This window comes from Escherichia sp. KTE52, from assembly GCF_000408325.1.
Classification (GTDB): Bacteria; Pseudomonadota; Gammaproteobacteria; order Enterobacterales; family Enterobacteriaceae; genus Escherichia; species Escherichia marmotae.
Window position 1 is genome coordinate 1,886,538 of record NZ_KE138680.1, and the last position, 15,569, is coordinate 1,902,106.

The 15,569-nt window shown below is 54.1% G+C and carries 12 protein-coding genes and 1 riboswitch; of the genes, 2 read left to right on the top strand and 10 right to left on the bottom strand.

All coding sequences use genetic code 11. The annotated features are described in order from the left end of the window. Nucleotides 1–45: 45 nt before the first annotated feature. Both araA and araB read right to left on the bottom strand, forming a co-directional pair. Nucleotides 46–1,548 carry an L-arabinose isomerase gene (araA, locus tag A1SC_RS02920; RefSeq protein ID WP_001517732.1) on the bottom strand — a complete coding sequence of 501 codons (1,503 nt, stop codon included), beginning with the start codon at nucleotides 1,546–1,548 and terminating at the stop codon, nucleotides 46–48. A 10-nt stretch (nucleotides 1,549–1,558) separates the two neighbouring features. After that, nucleotides 1,559–3,259: a ribulokinase gene (gene araB / locus A1SC_RS02915; protein ID WP_000951828.1), complete on the bottom strand. Its 1,701-nt coding sequence runs from the start codon at nucleotides 3,257–3,259 to the stop codon at nucleotides 1,559–1,561. A 338-nt stretch (nucleotides 3,260–3,597) separates the two neighbouring features. Here araB and araC point away from each other — a divergent pair, with 338 nt between their 5' ends. Beyond that, nucleotides 3,598–4,476 (top strand): arabinose operon transcriptional regulator AraC, encoded by an 879-nt coding sequence (gene araC / locus A1SC_RS02910; protein WP_001517733.1) that lies wholly within the window; start codon nucleotides 3,598–3,600, stop codon nucleotides 4,474–4,476. A gap of 85 nt (nucleotides 4,477–4,561) precedes the next feature. Then, entirely contained in the window at nucleotides 4,562–5,326 is a 765-nt protein-coding gene (locus A1SC_RS02905) for a DedA family protein (protein WP_016249604.1), read from the top strand. Between the two features lie 110 nt (nucleotides 5,327–5,436). Here the strand turns inward: A1SC_RS02905 and thiQ are convergent, their stop codons facing one another. The 8 genes from thiQ to leuA form a co-directional block, all read right to left on the bottom strand. Continuing rightward, nucleotides 5,437–6,135, bottom strand: a complete 699-nt coding sequence (gene thiQ, locus A1SC_RS02900; RefSeq protein WP_016262862.1) for a thiamine ABC transporter ATP-binding protein ThiQ — start codon at nucleotides 6,133–6,135, stop codon at nucleotides 5,437–5,439. Beyond that, nucleotides 6,119–7,729, bottom strand: coding sequence for a thiamine/thiamine pyrophosphate ABC transporter permease ThiP (thiP, locus tag A1SC_RS02895; RefSeq protein WP_016262863.1), 1,611 nt, complete (start codon nucleotides 7,727–7,729; stop codon nucleotides 6,119–6,121). Before thiP ends, thiQ begins: the two co-directional genes overlap by 17 nt. After that, nucleotides 7,705–8,688 (bottom strand): thiamine ABC transporter substrate binding subunit, encoded by a 984-nt coding sequence (gene thiB / locus A1SC_RS02890; protein WP_001517735.1) that lies wholly within the window; start codon nucleotides 8,686–8,688, stop codon nucleotides 7,705–7,707. The genes thiP and thiB overlap by 25 nt, the downstream gene beginning before the upstream one ends. Before the next feature lie 30 nt (nucleotides 8,689–8,718). After that, nucleotides 8,719–8,818: riboswitch (TPP riboswitch) on the bottom strand. Nucleotides 8,819–8,851: 33 nt separating this feature from the next. Continuing rightward, a complete protein-coding gene (gene sgrR / locus A1SC_RS02885; RefSeq protein ID WP_001517736.1) occupies nucleotides 8,852–10,507 on the bottom strand; it encodes a DNA-binding transcriptional regulator SgrR in 1,656 nt (551 codons plus the stop codon). A 348-nt stretch (nucleotides 10,508–10,855) separates the two neighbouring features. Then, on the bottom strand, nucleotides 10,856–11,461 hold the full coding sequence (gene leuD / locus A1SC_RS02880; RefSeq protein ID WP_001517737.1) for a 3-isopropylmalate dehydratase small subunit: 606 nt from the start codon (nucleotides 11,459–11,461) through the stop codon (nucleotides 10,856–10,858). Nucleotides 11,462–11,471: 10 nt separating this feature from the next. Then, a complete protein-coding gene (gene leuC / locus A1SC_RS02875) occupies nucleotides 11,472–12,872 on the bottom strand; it encodes a 3-isopropylmalate dehydratase large subunit (protein ID WP_001517738.1) in 1,401 nt (466 codons plus the stop codon). Between the two features lie 2 nt (nucleotides 12,873–12,874). After that, nucleotides 12,875–13,966: a 3-isopropylmalate dehydrogenase gene (gene leuB, locus A1SC_RS02870; protein WP_000042367.1), complete on the bottom strand. Its 1,092-nt coding sequence runs from the start codon at nucleotides 13,964–13,966 to the stop codon at nucleotides 12,875–12,877. Further along, the gene (gene leuA / locus A1SC_RS02865) at nucleotides 13,966–15,537 is read right to left on the bottom strand and encodes a 2-isopropylmalate synthase (RefSeq protein WP_016262864.1); all 1,572 of its coding nucleotides are present in this window, start codon (nucleotides 15,535–15,537) and stop codon (nucleotides 13,966–13,968) included. The genes leuB and leuA overlap by 1 nt, the downstream gene beginning before the upstream one ends. Nucleotides 15,538–15,569 lie beyond the last annotated feature (32 nt).

Genomic DNA, 15,569 nt, shown 5'->3' on the forward strand with positions numbered 1-15,569 from the left:
AATCGCAGGCCTGATAAGACGCGCCAGCGTTGCTGATGCCGCTAATTAGCGACGAAATCCGTAATACACTTCGTTCCAGCGCAGCGCGTCTTTAAACGCAGGCAGGCGGGTGTCGTTATCAATCACCGTGATTTCAATGTCGTGCATCTCGGCAAACTGGCGCATATCGTTCAGGTTCAGCGCATGACTGAAGACGGTATGGTGTGCGCCACCAGCGAGGATCCACGCTTCGGAAGCGGTTGGCAGATCCGGTTGCGCTTTCCACAGTGCATTCGCCACCGGCAGTTTCGGCAGGGAGTGCGGCGTTTTCACCGTATCGATGCAATTAACCAGCAGACGATAACGATCACCGAGATCAATCAGGCTGGCGACGATGGCCGGGCCAGTTTGAGTGTTGAAGATCAGGCGGGCAGGATCATCTTTACCGCCAATACCAAGGTGCTGAACGTCGAGGATCGGTTTCTCTTCCGCCGCGATCGACGGACAGACTTCCAGCATGTGGGAGCCGAGCACCAGGTCATTACCTTTCTCGAAATGATAGGTATAGTCCTCCATAAAGGAGGTGCCGCCCTGCAGACCGGTTGACATCACCTTCATGATGCGAAGCAGGGCGGCAGTTTTCCAGTCGCCTTCGCCCGCAAAGCCATAGCCCTGTTGCATCAGACGTTGTACGGCGAGACCTGGGAGTTGTTTCAGACCGTGCAGATCTTCAAAGGTGGTAGTGAACGCGTGGAAGCCACCTTGTTCCAGGAAACGCTTCATTCCCAGCTCAATCCGTGCCGCTTCCAGCACGTTCTGCCGTTTTTCACCGTGGATCTGTGTGGCAGGCGTCATGGTGTAGCTGCTTTCGTACTCATCAACCAGCGCGTTGACATCGCCATCGCTGATCGAGTTAACCACCTGCACCAGGTCGCCAACCGCCCAGGTATTAACGGAGAAACCGAACTTGATCTGCGCGGCAACTTTATCGCCGTCAGTGACCGCCACTTCACGCATATTGTCGCCAAAGCGGCAGACTTTCAGATGACGGGTATCCTGTTTAGACACTGCCTGGCGCATCCAGGAGCCGATACGTTCATGAGCTTGTTTATCCTGCCAGTGACCGGTGACCACGGCATGTTGCTGGCGCATACGAGCGCCGATGAAGCCGAACTCGCGGCCGCCGTGTGCGGTCTGGTTCAGGTTCATAAAGTCCATATCGATGCTGTCCCACGGTAATGCAGCGTTAAACTGGGTGTGGAATTGCAGCAGTGGTTTGTTGAGGATGGTCAATCCGTTGATCCACATTTTGGCCGGGGAGAAAGTGTGCAGCCACACCACCAGACCCGCGCAACGATCGTCATAATTGGCGTCACGGCAAATCGCGGTGATTTCATCCGGCGTGGTGCCCAGTGGTTTCAGCACCAGTTTACAGGGCAGTTTCGCTTCCGTATTCAGCGCCTTAACGACGTGCTCGGCATGTTGGGTGACCTGACGCAGGGTTTCCGGGCCATACAGATGCTGGCTGCCAATGACAAACCACACTTCATAATTATCAAAAATCGTCATTATCGTGTCCTTATAGAGTCGGAACGGCCTGGGCAGCCTGTGCCGGGGCAGAAGTTGGAAGATAGTGTTGTTCGGCGCTCATCGCCCACTGCTGATAGCGGCGATAAAGCTGTTCAAAGTGTTGTGCCTGTTCGCTGCGCGGTTGCAGCGTTTTCTCGACCGCGCTGGCCATTTTTTGTTGTGCTGATGGGATATCTGAGTGCACTTTTGCAGCAACGGCGGCGAAAATCGCTGCGCCGAGCGCGCAGCACTGGTCAGAAGCGACAATTTGTAGCGGGCGATTCAGCACGTCGCAGCAGGCCTGCATAATGACCTGGTTTTTGCGGGCGATGCCGCCCAGCGCCATCACGTTATTGACGGCGATCCCCTGCCCGGTGAAGCACTCCATAATTGCGCGCGCGCCAAAGGCGGTAGCGGCAATCAAACCGCCAAACAGCAGAGGAGCATCGGTAGCGAGGTTCAGATCGGTAATCACCCCTTTCAGGCGTTGGTTAGCGTTTGGCGTGCGGCGACCGTTAAACCAGTCGAGTACCACCGGCAGGTGATCCAGAGACGGATTTTTGGCCCACGCCTCGGTCAGCGCAGGTAACAGTTGTTTCTGGCTGGCGTTGATTTGTTCTTTCAGTTCCGGATGCCGGGCGGCAAGTTGTTCCAGCGGCCAGCCGAGTACGCGACCAAACCAGGCGTAGATATCACCAAATGCTGACTGACCGGCCTCCAGGCCGATAAACCCAGGCACTACACTGCCATCAACCTGACCGCAAATACCTTTCACTGCGCGCTCGCCAACGCTGTGTTTGTCGGCAATGAGAATGTCGCAGGTAGAAGTACCGATCACTTTTACCAGTGCGTTAGGCTGTGCGCCCGCGCCGACCGCGCCCATATGGCAGTCAAACGCGCCACCAGAAATCACTACGCTTTCAGGCAGACCGAGACGCTGCGCCCATTCCGGGCATAAAGTGCCAACTGGAATATCGGCAGTCCAGGTGTCAGTAAACAGCGGGGAGGGCAAATGTCGATTGAGGAGCGGGTCCAACTCATCAAAGAAACTGGCTGGTGGAAGACCGCCCCAGCTTTCATGCCACAGTGATTTGTGTCCGGCGCTGCAACGCCCGCGACGGATATCTTGCGGGCGAGTGGTGCCAGAGAGCAGGGCTGGCACCCAGTCACATAGCTCAATCCACGACGCGGCTGATTGCGCCACGGCGCTGTCCTGGCGGGTAACGTGGAGTATTTTCGCCCAGAACCATTCGCTGGAATAAATACCGCCAATATAACGAGAATAGTCAACTTTGCCGGGTGCGTGACACAAGCGGGTGATCTCTTCCGCTTCTTCAACCGCTGTGTGGTCTTTCCACAAGACGAACATCGCGTTCGGGTTTTCAGCAAACTCCGGGCGTAGCGCCAGCACGTTGCCGTCGGCGTCGATTGGTGCAGGCGTGGAGCCCGTGCTATCCACACCAATGCCGACCACATCCGCGCGTTGTTCGGCGTTAAGCTCTGCAAGCACAGTTTTTAGCGCCGCTTCCATTGACTCAATGTAGTCACGTGGATGATGACGGAACTGGTTATTTGGGGCATCACAAAATTGCCCTTCCTGCCAACGGGGATACCACTCTACGCTGGTGGCGATCTCTTCACCGGTGGCGCAGTCCACCGCCAAAGCTCGCACAGAATCACTGCCAAAATCGAGGCCAATTGCAATCGCCATCGTTTCACTCCATCCAAAAAAACGGGTATGGAGAAACAGTAGAGAGTTGCGATAAAAACAGTCAGGCAGTATTCGCTAATCTTATGGATAAAAATGCTATGGCATAGCAAAGTGTGACGCCGTGCAAATAATCAATGTGGACTTTTCTGCCGTCATTATAGACACTTTTGTTACGCGTTTTTGTCATGGCTTTCGGCCCCCTTTGTTACAAAATGCTTTTCACAAGCGGGGTTGCCGGTTGGATTAGCGAGAAGAGCCAGTAAAAGACGCAGTGACGGTAATGTCTGATGCAATATGGACAATTGGTTTCTTCTCTGAACGGCGGGAGTATGAAAAGTATGGCTGAAGCGCAAAATGATCCCTTGCTGCCGGGTTACTCGTTTAACGCCCATCTGGTGGCGGGTTTAACACCGATTGAGGCCAACGGTTATCTCGATTTTTTTATCGACCGACCGCTGGGAATGAAAGGCTATATTCTCAATCTCACCATTCGTGGACAGGGTGTGGTGAAAAATCAGGGACGAGAATTTGTTTGCCGACCGGGGGATATTTTGTTGTTCCCGCCGGGAGAAATTCATCACTACGGTCGTCATCCGGAGGCTCGTGAATGGTATCACCAGTGGGTTTACTTTCGTCCTCGCGCCTACTGGCACGAATGGCTTAACTGGCCGTCGATATTTGCCAATACCGGTTTCTTTCGCCCGGACGAAGCGCACCAGCCGCATTTCAGCGAGTTGTTTGGGCAAATTATTAACGCCGGACAAGGAGAAGGGCGCTATTCGGAACTGCTGGCGATAAATCTTCTTGAGCAATTGTTACTGCGGCGGATGGAAGCGATCAATGAGTCGATGCATCCGCCAATGGATAATCGGGTACGCGAGGCTTGTCAGTACATCAGCGACCACCTGGCAGACAGCAATTTTGATATCGCCAGCGTTGCACAGCATGTCTGCCTGTCGCCGTCGCGTTTGTCGCATTTGTTCCGTCAGCAGTTAGGGATTAGCGTCTTAAGCTGGCGTGAGGATCAACGCATTAGCCAGGCGAAGCTGCTATTGAGTACAACCCGGATGCCTATCGCGACGGTCGGGCGCAATGTTGGCTTTGATGATCAACTCTATTTCTCGCGGGTATTTAAAAAATGTACTGGGGCCAGCCCAAGCGAGTTCCGTGCTGGTTGTGAAGAAAAAGTGAATGATGTAGCTGTCAGGTTGTCATAACTGGTAACGAATCAGAGAATTGACGGCTTGACGGAGTAGCATTGGGTTTGCAGAATCCCTGCTTCGTCCATTTGACAGGCACATTATGCAAGCATTGCTGGAACACTTTATTACCCAATCCACCGTTTATTCGCTGATGGCGGTGGTATTGGTGGCTTTTCTGGAGTCGCTGGCGCTGGTCGGTTTGATTTTGCCCGGTACGGTACTGATGGCGGGGCTGGGAGCGCTGATTGGCAGCGGCGAGTTAAGTTTCTGGCACGCCTGGCTGGCGGGGATTGTTGGCTGCCTGATGGGGGACTGGATCTCTTTCTGGCTGGGCTGGCGTTTTAAAAAGCCGCTCCATCGTTGGTCGTTTCTGAAGAAAAACAAAGCGTTGCTCGATAAAACCGAACATGCGTTGCATCAACACAGCATGTTTACCATTCTGGTCGGTCGTTTTGTCGGCCCGACGCGTCCGCTGGTGCCAATGGTGGCAGGGATGTTGGATCTGCCCGTAGCAAAATTTATTACGCCAAATATTATCGGCTGCCTGCTGTGGCCACCGTTTTACTTCCTGCCGGGGATTCTGGCGGGGGCGGCGATTGATATTCCTGCCGGGATGCAGAGCGGTGAATTTAAGTGGTTGTTGCTGGCAACGGCGGTGTTTTTGTGGGTTGGCGGCTGGTTGTGCTGGCGGTTATGGCGCAGTGGCAAAGTAACCGATCGCTTAAGCCATTATTTGTCGCGTGGTCATCTGCTGTGGCTGACGCCGCTAATTTCTGGCGTTGGGGTAGTGGCGCTGGTGGTGTTGATTCGCCATCCGTTGATGCCGGTGTATATTGATATTTTGCGTAAAGTGGTTGGGGTTTAGGGCATAGTCTTGTACGGGGCGCCTGATGCGACGCTTGCCGCGTCTTATCAGGCCCACAATACGCCCCCGTAGGTCGGATAAGGCGTTCACGCCGCATCCGACAGTGCATATTAGCCTTTAATTCCCAACAGCGCCGAAGCACTCGCCTTACCGCTCAATAACTCATTTGTCTTCCCCTGCCAGGCGATGCGCCCGTCGGCAACCACCACCGAGCGCGTGGCGATCCGCGCGGCATCTTCTACGCTATGTGACACCATCAATAGCGTCATTTTTTGCTGCTGGCAGCTCGTGCTCACCAGCGTCAACATCTCCTGACGCAGCGCCGGATCGAGTGCGGAGAACGGTTCATCAAGCAATAAAATGGGCTGTTCACGAACCAGACAGCGCGCTAACGCCACGCGCTGCCGCTGGCCGCCGGAAAGCTCACCCGGTAACCGTGCCATTAAATTATCAATCCCCATCTGACGGGCGATTGCGTGCATTTTCTCCTGCTGTATTGCGTTCAACTTCAATCCCGGATTCAATCCCAGCCCGATGTTCTGCGCTACCGTCAGGTGGCTGAACAGGTTGTTCTCCTGAAACAGCATTGATACCGGACGGCGTGACGGCGGTGTCGTCGTGTGATCAATACCGGCGATAGTCAGCGAACCGCTGGCTGGCGTCAGAAAACCGGCGATCAAATTCAGCAGGGTACTTTTACCTGCGCCGCTTGGCCCGAGGATCGCCACTTGCTCGCCGCGTTCCACCGTTAAGCTAAAACGCATTGGCAAATGGTGATAAAGCCAGGTGATATCAGTCAGTCTTAACATTTCGCCCCGGTAGTTTTTCAATCATGGTAAACAGCAGAAAACAGAGCAGCAGCAGAATTAATGCGGTGACCGCGCCGTCCTGGCTGCGGTAAGAGCCAATTTGCTGGTAGAGATAAAACGGCAGGGTGCGGAAATCATCGTTACCGAACAATGCCACCACACCAAAATCACCAATCGACAGCACGCAGGCAAAAGCCAGTGCCTGCGCCAGCGGACGTTTCAGGGCGCGCAGCTCGACCACTTTTAAACGCGACCAGCCTTCAATGCCCAACGACTGACACAACATGCTGTAGCGGGCGGTGATATCGCGCATCGGGTTTTCCAGCACTTTCAGCGCGTAAGGGATCGCCATTAGCGCATTGGTGAAAATCACAATGCCGTCAGCAGATTGTGGCAGGCCAGTAGTGTTGTTGAGCAATAAAAAGAAGCCCGTTGCCAGCACAATGCCGGGCATGGCGAGGATCAGCATTCCGCTCATCTCCAGTGTCTGACCAGCCAGCATTTTCTGCCGCGCCCGCAGTTCGCGACTGCTCCACAGCAGCATCATGGTCAGCACTACGCACAATACGCCTGCCGCCAGCGCGATGCGCAATGAGGTCCACAGTGCCTGCCACAGTACCGGTTGTGCCAGCACTTCTGGCAACTGGTAATTCACGCCATCAACGATCACCGCCAGTAACGGTGGCAGCAACAACAGCAGCGCCAGCACGATCAGCACCGTATCGCAAATGCGGCTGTGCAGACGATCGTCCGGGTCGCGCCAACCGTGCAGCAGCGTAGTGCCGGGGGCGATGGCCTTACTTAATCGTTGGCTCAACAACACCAGTCCCAGACAGCACACCATCTGGATCAGCGCCAGCATTGCTGCGCGGGCGGGATCGTAGTCGTAACTCAGCGCCTGATAGATTGCCAGTTCGATAGTCGTCGCCTGTGGCCCGCCGCCCAGCGCCAGCACGGTGGCGAAGCTGGCGAAACAGAGCATAAAGATAAGCGCAGCAACCGGCGGGATTTGTCGCCGTAACCACGGCCATTCGACGAAGCGGAAAAAATGCCAGCCGCGCATCCCAAGCTGGGCGGCAAGTTGACGTTGTTCACCGGGGATGTTTTCCAGTGCCTGGAGTAATAAGCGGCTCGCCATCGGCAGATTAAAAAATACGTGCGCCAGCAAAATGCCTTGCAGGCCGTAGGGCGAAAAAGTCCACTCCAGCCCAAGCGATTGCCAGAGCGATGCCAGCCAGCCCTGGCGACCATAAACGCTAAGAATGCCGAAAACAGCGACCAGCACAGGCAGGATTAAGGTCATGGCGCACAGACGCAACAGCGCCTGCCGCCCCGGAAAGTGCCTGCGGTAGAGGGCGCGGGCGAGGAATATTGCGGGCACGACAGAGAGCAGCGCAGAGAGAAACGCCTGCCAGAAGGAGAAGCGCACCACATGCCACGGGTAGCTGTCCTGCCATATTGTTGCCCAGTCCCCCTGCGGCGCGTTCCACCACAGCGCGAGAAACGCCGCCAGTGCAACCGCCACCACCAGCGTGGCGGCGCTTACACCTGGAATTAACCAGCCAGGAATTAACGGCTGACGGCGCGTTGCCATTCGCTAATCCATGCCTGACGTTGTGCCGCCACTTCGGCTGGCGTGAATTCCAGCGTGGTGGCCGGTTTGGTCAGTTGTTCAAAACCGGCAGGTAGTGCGACGTTTGCTACCGGATACATCCAGTTGCCGGTTGGGATCGCATTCTGGAAAGCCGGAGAAACCATAAACTGGAGGAATTTTTGTGCCAGCTCCGGCTGCTTGCTGGCAGCGGTGCGGGCGGCGACTTCCACTTGCAGATAGTGACCTTCGCTAAAGTTGGCGGCGGCGTAGTTATCTTTCTTCTCTTCGAGAATGTGATAAGCCGGAGAAGTGGTGTAGCTCAATACCAGATCGCTTTCGCCTTTTAAAAACAGGCCATAGGCTTCGCTCCAGCCTTTGGTGACGGTGACGGTTTTCTTCGCCAGTTTCTGCCAGGCTTGCGGGGCGTCATCGCCATAGACTTTTTGCATCCACAGCAGCAGACCCAGACCTGGCGTACTGGTGCGTGGATCTTCATAAATCACCCGCCAGTTTTGATCGCTCTCAACCAGTTCTTTCAGGCTTTGCGGCGGATTTTTCAGTTTGTTCTTGTCATAGACGAAGGCGAAGTAGCCGTAATCAAATGGTACGAAAGTGTCATTATTCCAGCCGCCGGGTACATTGATCGCATCCGCTGACACGCCGCTTTTGGTAAACAGCCCGGTTTTGCTGGCGGCATCTAACAGATTGTTATCCAGACCCAGCACCACATCGGCTTTGCTGTTTTTACCTTCCATCCGCAGACGGTTGAGCAGCGAGACGCCATCTTCCAGCGCCACCAGTTTCAGTTCGCAATGACAGTCGGCTTCAAAGGCTTTTTTGACTACCGGACCTGGCCCCCAGTCGGCAGCGAAGGAGTCGTAGGTATAGACGGTCAGAACAGGTTTCGCAAAAACGGGCGCTGTGCACAGCAACAGCAAAGGAAGACATTTTTTTAACACTTTGCACCTCAAAGAAGAGTGGCAAAGGACTTGAGAAGGAGCCTCAAATCCCTTCGCCGGCGTTATCCGGATCAGGTTCGACGGGTATTTTCTCAGCGCACGCATTTGCGTGGCACCCCGTTGAGAACGGCGTTAGTGTAGTGAGTTTGTTATCAACCAGCAATCATGGATCCGGCGGTGCAAACCACGCTGATTTAAAATCGAACCATCCAAGGGTATTCATGCGCAGGCCGCGCATACTGCGTTGCCCCTGAATGATCAGCCAGTGATGGATCAATGGCACCATCGCTTTGCTGGTCACTAACTGCTGGCACCAGTTCGCCAGATTCATCTCGCCATTGCGCCAGCGCGCGGCATCGGCTTGCCAGTCGATCGGAATACAGTGTTGTAGCAGCGGCACTTCGCACAAATGCGCGAACAGCGAAAAATCCAGCGGCAGCGTAAAGTTGGCGCTGTTAAGCCAGATATCGCTTTCGATCTCTCCCGCATGCCACTGATCGTAGCTGATCTCGTTGATGTTAAGCGTTACCTGATGGCTCGCCAGAATTTGCTGCATGATCCTGGCAATTACCCGATGTTCAATATGATCCTGATAAAAGGTTAGGGTAAGGCTTTCCAGCCCGGCGGGTTTTTCGCAATGCGTGGGGCGGGCATGGTGCCAACGGGGGAGCAGTCCGTAGGCCGGGAACCAGAGTTGCTGGTACTGTTCTTCCGCGAAGTAGACCAGATTGCTCGGAGAAAGAACGTAGCTTACCCAGTCTCTGACTTGCTGATTCGCCCCGCGATGGGTGCGGCTGTCGAACAGTAAATAGTAGCAACCTTCTTCCAGGCGGCTTTCAATCTCTTTTTCCTCACCCTGCGGCCCTTTCAGCATTAGCCCTCCGGCTGGCTCGTCGGCAATTTCCGGCAGAACCCAGACGTTAACTTCATCGATGAGTGCCCGATAACCGAAGAAGTCATCGAATGCCTGAATTTTCAACTGATTGGCGCTGTTACGCATTACCGCATACGGACCGGTGCCGATCGGATGACTGGCAAAGTTGCTGATGGTTTCCCATTCCCGCGGCAGGATCATCGCCGGAACTTGCCCCAGTAGTAACGGCAACCAACGATCGGGCTGCGTAAGATGGATATCCAGCGTCCAGGGCGTTGGCGAAACAATTTCAGCAATGTGGGAATAGAGCGGCTGCGTATTGAGCCGTTTCAAAGAGGCGATGACATCGTCCATTTCCAGCTCACGGCCATGATGAAATTGGATACCGGGACGTAAAAAGAAACGCCAGTGAAGTGGGGAAATTTGTTGCCAGTGGTGGGCAATGTCCGCCTCCAGTTCCCCATTTTCCTCATTTATGCGGGTTAACGCGCTGAAGATTTGCCGGGCGATATGCGTTTCGGAACGGCGTAATGCGCTGCCAGGTAGCAGATTACGCAACGGACGATAGTAGAGCACGCGCAGAATGTGCCGCCCCTGGCGGAAGCTACGCCCCAGATGGGAAACCAACATTTGCCGCACAGCGGTTTTATCACCGACGAGTTGCACCAGTTGATCGATACGATCCTGTTCCAGCAGATCCTCCGCCCGCTGTTGCTGAAGCGCAAGTCCGGTGTAGAGGAAGGTCAAACGCGAGCGTTTACCGCGGCCAACCTCCGCCTCCCACGTCAGCCAGCCACGATCCTGCATGGTGTTTAGCAGGGTGCGCATATGACGGCGGGAACAGCTCAATAACTCTGCCAGTTCGTTGAGCGTCGTGTTCTGCGATTTACCCTCGCAGCATTGCCACAGCCGGATGAACTGTTGTTGCAGACGACCTGAAGGCATAAAAGGGGAACTCCTGCGCAAAAGTCAGCAATTTTATTATCCCTATATTAAGTCAATAATTCTTAACGATGAAGCAAGGAGGTATCCCATTCGTCAGTTTTATCGGCACTATTTTGCAATGACAGCAATGATGTGCTGACTGAGTTGGTTAAGCGTTCCACAACGATTAGCCATGCTTGAATAACTGATGCAGTGGGAGGGGAGTCATTCTGACTACTGATCTGCAGACATCATGTGTGACTGAGTATTGGTGTTAATCGCCACGCCAGCAGTGAATACCTGCTGGCTTTTTTCTTTTTGGCGATTGAGTGCCGGATGCGGCGTGAATGCCTTATCCGACTCATAAAACTAGCGCATAAACGCCGGTTGCTTCTCTTCATAATCAGCAATGGCATCGCCGTGCTGCAACGTCAGACCGATGCTATCGAGACCGTTCATCATGCAGTGGCGGCGGAAGGCATCGATGGTAAAACGATAAGTTTTATTCCCCGCTTTCACCTCTTGCGCTTCCAGATCCACGTCGAAGTGAATTCCCGGATTAGCCTGCACCAGTGTAAACAGCTCGTCCACTTCGGCATCGCTTAATTTCACCGGCAGCAACTGGTTGTTAAAGCTGTTGCCGTAGAAGATGTCCGCGAAACTGGGCGCAATCACCACCTTAAATCCGTAATCGGTCAGCGCCCAGGGAGCGTGCTCACGCGAGGAGCCACAGCCGAAGTTTTCCCGCGCCAGTAAAATGGAAGCGCCCTGATATTGTGGGAAATTCAGCACGAAGTCCGGGTTTGGCTGTTGGCCTTTTTCATCCAGAAAACGCCAGTCGTTAAACAGATGCGCGCCAAAACCAGTGCGCGTCACTTTCTGCAAAAACTGTTTCGGGATAATGGCATCAGTGTCGACATTGGCGGCATCCAATGGAACAACCAGGCCTGTGTGTTTGATAAATTTCTCTGCCATGGTGTGCTCCTTATTTAATGTTGCGAATGTCAGCGAAATGACCGGTGACGGCAGCGGCGGCCGCCATTGCCGGGCTAACCAGATGCGTGCGCCCGCCGCGCCCCTGGCGGCCTTCAAAGTTACGGTTGCTGGTGGAGGCACAACGCTCGCCCGGATTCAGGCGATCGTTGTTCATCGCCAGACACATTGAGCAGCCAGGCAAGCGCCATTCAAAACCCGCTTCAATAAAAATTTTGTCCAGTCCTTCTGCTTCTGCCTGCGCTTTTACCGGGCCAGAGCCGGGAACGACCAGTGCCTGAACGCCTGGCGCAACTTTCCGCCCTTTGGCGATTTCCGCCGCTGCACGTAAATCTTCAATACGTGAGTTGGTGCAGGAACCGATAAACACTTTATCGATAGCGACTTCGGTCAGCGGAATACCCGGTTTCAGCCCCATATAGGCCAACGCTTTTTCTGCTGACGCGCGCTCAACCGGATCGGCAAACGAAGCGGGATCGGGAATATTGTCGTTCACGGAGATCACCTGGCCTGGGTTGGTGCCCCAGGTGACTTGCGGCGCAATCTCTTCTGCTTGCAGAGTGACAACGGTATCGAAAGTTGCACCTTCGTCGGTTTGCAGTGTTTTCCAGTAGGCGACGGCGTCGTCGAAATCTTTGCCTTTCGGCGCATGAAGACGGCCTTTGACATAGTTAAAGGTGGTTTCGTCCGGCGCAACCAGACCGGCTTTTGCGCCCATTTCGATTGCCATATTGCACAGGGTCATGCGACCTTCCATGCTTAAATCACGGATTGCTTCACCACAAAACTCCACCACATGCCCGGTGCCGCCTGCACTGCCGGTTTTACCGATAATTGCCAGCACGATATCTTTCGCAGTAATTCCTGGTGCGGCTTTACCCTGGACTTCAATTTTCATGGTCTTCGCACGACCCTGCTTCAGGGTTTGCGTTGCCAGCACGTGTTCAACTTCGGAAGTACCGATGCCAAACGCCAGTGCGCCAAACGCGCCGTGGGTGGCGGTATGCGAGTCGCCGCAAACAATGGTCATTCCCGGTAAGGTGACGCCTTGTTCTGGCCCCATCACGTGGACAATTCCCTGATACGGGTGATTCAGGTCATACAGCTCGACGCCAAAATCTTTGCAGTTTTTGATCAGCTCCTGCATCTGGATGCGCGCCATTTCTCCGCAGGCATTAATGTCTTTGGTCTGGGTCGAGACGTTGTGGTCCATAGTGGCGAAAGTTTTAGCTGGCTGACGTACCGGGCGTCCGTGGGTGCGCAGACCATCAAACGCCTGCGGTGACGTCACTTCATGCACCAGATGGCGGTCGATATATAACAGCGGGGTTTCATTTTCAGCTTCGTAAACTACATGAGCGTCGAACAATTTTTCGTATAACGTCTTAGCCATAATTACACCCCTTCTGCCACATAGCGGGCAATGATATCGCCCATTTCATCGGTACTTACGGCGGCAGCGCCACGGGCCAAATCTCCGGTGCGAATGCCTTCTTCTAATGCGCGGTTAATGGCGCGTTCAATAGCAGAAGCCGCATCATCGGCATCCAGGCTGTAGCGCAACAGCAGCGCCAGCGACAGAATTTGCGCAATTGGATTAGCGATGTTTTTTCCTGCGATATCCGGCGCAGAGCCGCCCGCCGGTTCATACAGACCAAAACCTTGTTCGTTCAGGCTGGCGGAAGGCAACATCCCCATCGAACCGGTAATCATCGCGCATTCGTCAGAAAGAATGTCACCAAACAGGTTGGAGCACAGCAGCACGTCAAATTGCGACGGATCTTTAATCAACTGCATGGTGGCGTTGTCGATGTACATATGCGCCAGTTCAACATCCGGATATTCAATGGCGATCTCGTTAACGATCTCCCGCCATAAAATAGAGGATTGCAGCACGTTGGCTTTGTCGATTGACGTGACTTTGCGGCGACGTTTGCGGGCAGATTCAAACGCGATGCGGGCAATGCGCTCGATCTCAAAACGGTGATATACCTCGGTATCAAACGCTTTTTCATACTGACCGCTACCTTCACGGCCTTTCGGTTGACCGAAATAGATGCCGCCGGTTAACTCACGCACGCACAGGATGTCGAAGCCGTTAGCAGCAATATCAGCACGCAGCGGACAGAATGCTTCCAGCCCCTGATACAGTTTTGCCGGGCGCAGATTGCTGAATAATTTGAAATGTTTACGCAGAGGTAACAGCGCGCCGCGTTCTGGTTGTTGGTCTGGCGGCAAATGCTCCCACTTCGGGCCACCTACCGAGCCAAACAGTACGGCATCGGCTTGTTCACAGCCTTCAACCGTCGCTGGCGGCAACGGCTGCCCGTGGTTATCAATGGCTGCGCCGCCAACATCATAATGGCTGGTGGTGATACGCATCGCAAAGCGGTTACGCACGGCATCCAGTACTTTCAGGGCCTGGGTCATGACTTCCGGCCCGATCCCATCCCCAGGTAAAACAGCAATATGGTAATTCTTCGACATCACACGGTTTCCTTGTTGTTTTCGCTGTGTTGAGCTTTGCGTTGTAACTCTTTTTCGACTTCTGCGGCGCGCCAGATATTGTTCAGCACGTGCACCATTGCTTTGGCGGAGGACTCGACAATATCGGTGGCCAGGCCGACGCCGTGGAAGCGGCGACCGTTGTAGTTAGCGACGATATCCACCTGACCCAGCGCATCTTTACCGTGGCCTTTGGCGGTCAGGCTGTATTTCACCAGTTCGACGTTGTAGTCAGTGATACGGTTAATCGCCTGGTAGACGGCATCGACCGGGCCATTACCGTTGGCGGCTTCTGCTTTGACTTCCTCGCCACAGGCCAGTTTGACGGCGGCAGTGGCGATATCGTTAGAACCCGACTGCACACTGAAGTAATCCAGACGGAAGTGTTCCGGTTCTTCTTGCTGTTTACCAATAAAGGCCAGAGCCTCCAGGTCGTAATCAAATACCTGGCCTTTTTTATCTGCCAGTTTCAGGAAAGCGTCGTACAGATTGTCTAAATTATATTCACTTTCTTTATATCCCATCTCATCCATGCGGTGTTTTACTGCCGCACGACCAGAACGAGAGGTCAGATTTAACTGGATTTGGTTCAGACCAATAGATTCTGGTGTCATGATTTCGTAGTTTTCGCGATTTTTCAGCACGCCATCCTGATGAATACCGGAGGAGTGTGCGAACGCGCCGCTGCCAACAATGGCTTTGTTTGCCGGGATCGGCATATTGCAAATCTGGCTAACTAACTGACTGGTGCGCCATATCTCCTGGTGATTAATGGCGGTGTGGACGTTGAGAATATCCTTACGCACTTTGATCGCCATGATCACTTCTTCCAGCGAACAGTTACCCGCGCGTTCACCGATCCCGTTCATCGCACCTTCTACCTGCCGTGCTCCGGCATGTACCGCCGCCAGCGAGTTGCCGACCGCCAGGCCTAAATCATCGTGAGTGTGTACGGAAATAATGGCTTTATCGATGTTTGGTACGCGTTCATACAGACCGCTGATGATTCCGGCGAACTCAAATGGCATGGTATAGCCCACGGTGTCCGGGATGTTGATGGTAGTGGCACCGGCGTTAATTGCTGCTTCGACCACTCGCGCCAGATCGGCAATCGGTGTGCGTCCGGCGTCTTCGCAAGAAAATTCAACATCATCGGTGTAATTGCGTGCACGTTTCACCATATAGATGGCGCGTTCGATCACCTCATCCAGCGTGCTGCGCAGCTTGGTGGCAATGTGCATTGGGGAGGTGGCAATAAAGGTATGAATACGGAAGGCTTCGGCAACTTTCAGGGATTCTGCCGCCACGTCGATATCTTTTTCCACGCAACGGGCTAACGCACAAACGCGGCTATTTTTGACCTGGCGAGCAATGGTTTGCACCGATTCGAAATCGCCCGGCGAAGAGACGGGGAAACCGACTTCCATCACGTCAACCCCCATTCGCTCAAGGCCCAGCGCAATTTGCAGTTTTTCTTTCGCACTCAAGCTTGCCTGTAACGCCTGTTCACCGTCGCGCAATGTGGTATCGAAAATAATGACTTGCTGGCTCATAGTTTGGATCCTTGTCTCTTTTAGGGCGCTTC

Excerpts from the sequence above, each read along its gene's own strand:
- leuC (WP_001517738.1), bottom strand. The coding sequence starts at position 12,872 with ATGGCTAAGACGTTATACGAAAAATTGTTCGACGCTCATGTAGTTTAC.
- araB (WP_000951828.1), bottom strand. The coding sequence starts at position 3,259 with ATGGCGATTGCAATTGGCCTCGATTTTGGCAGTGATTCTGTGCGAGCT.
- thiQ (WP_016262862.1), bottom strand. The coding sequence starts at position 6,135 with ATGTTAAGACTGACTGATATCACCTGGCTTTATCACCATTTGCCAATG.
- leuB (WP_000042367.1), bottom strand. The coding sequence starts at position 13,966 with ATGTCGAAGAATTACCATATTGCTGTTTTACCTGGGGATGGGATCGGG.
- A1SC_RS02905 (WP_016249604.1), top strand. The coding sequence starts at position 4,562 with ATGCAAGCATTGCTGGAACACTTTATTACCCAATCCACCGTTTATTCG.
- thiP (WP_016262863.1), bottom strand. The coding sequence starts at position 7,729 with ATGGCAACGCGCCGTCAGCCGTTAATTCCTGGCTGGTTAATTCCAGGT.
- leuD (WP_001517737.1), bottom strand. The coding sequence starts at position 11,461 with ATGGCAGAGAAATTTATCAAACACACAGGCCTGGTTGTTCCATTGGAT.
- araC (WP_001517733.1), top strand. The coding sequence starts at position 3,598 with ATGGCTGAAGCGCAAAATGATCCCTTGCTGCCGGGTTACTCGTTTAAC.
- araA (WP_001517732.1), bottom strand. The coding sequence starts at position 1,548 with ATGACGATTTTTGATAATTATGAAGTGTGGTTTGTCATTGGCAGCCAG.
- leuA (WP_016262864.1), bottom strand. The coding sequence starts at position 15,537 with ATGAGCCAGCAAGTCATTATTTTCGATACCACATTGCGCGACGGTGAA.
- sgrR (WP_001517736.1), bottom strand. The coding sequence starts at position 10,507 with ATGCCTTCAGGTCGTCTGCAACAACAGTTCATCCGGCTGTGGCAATGC.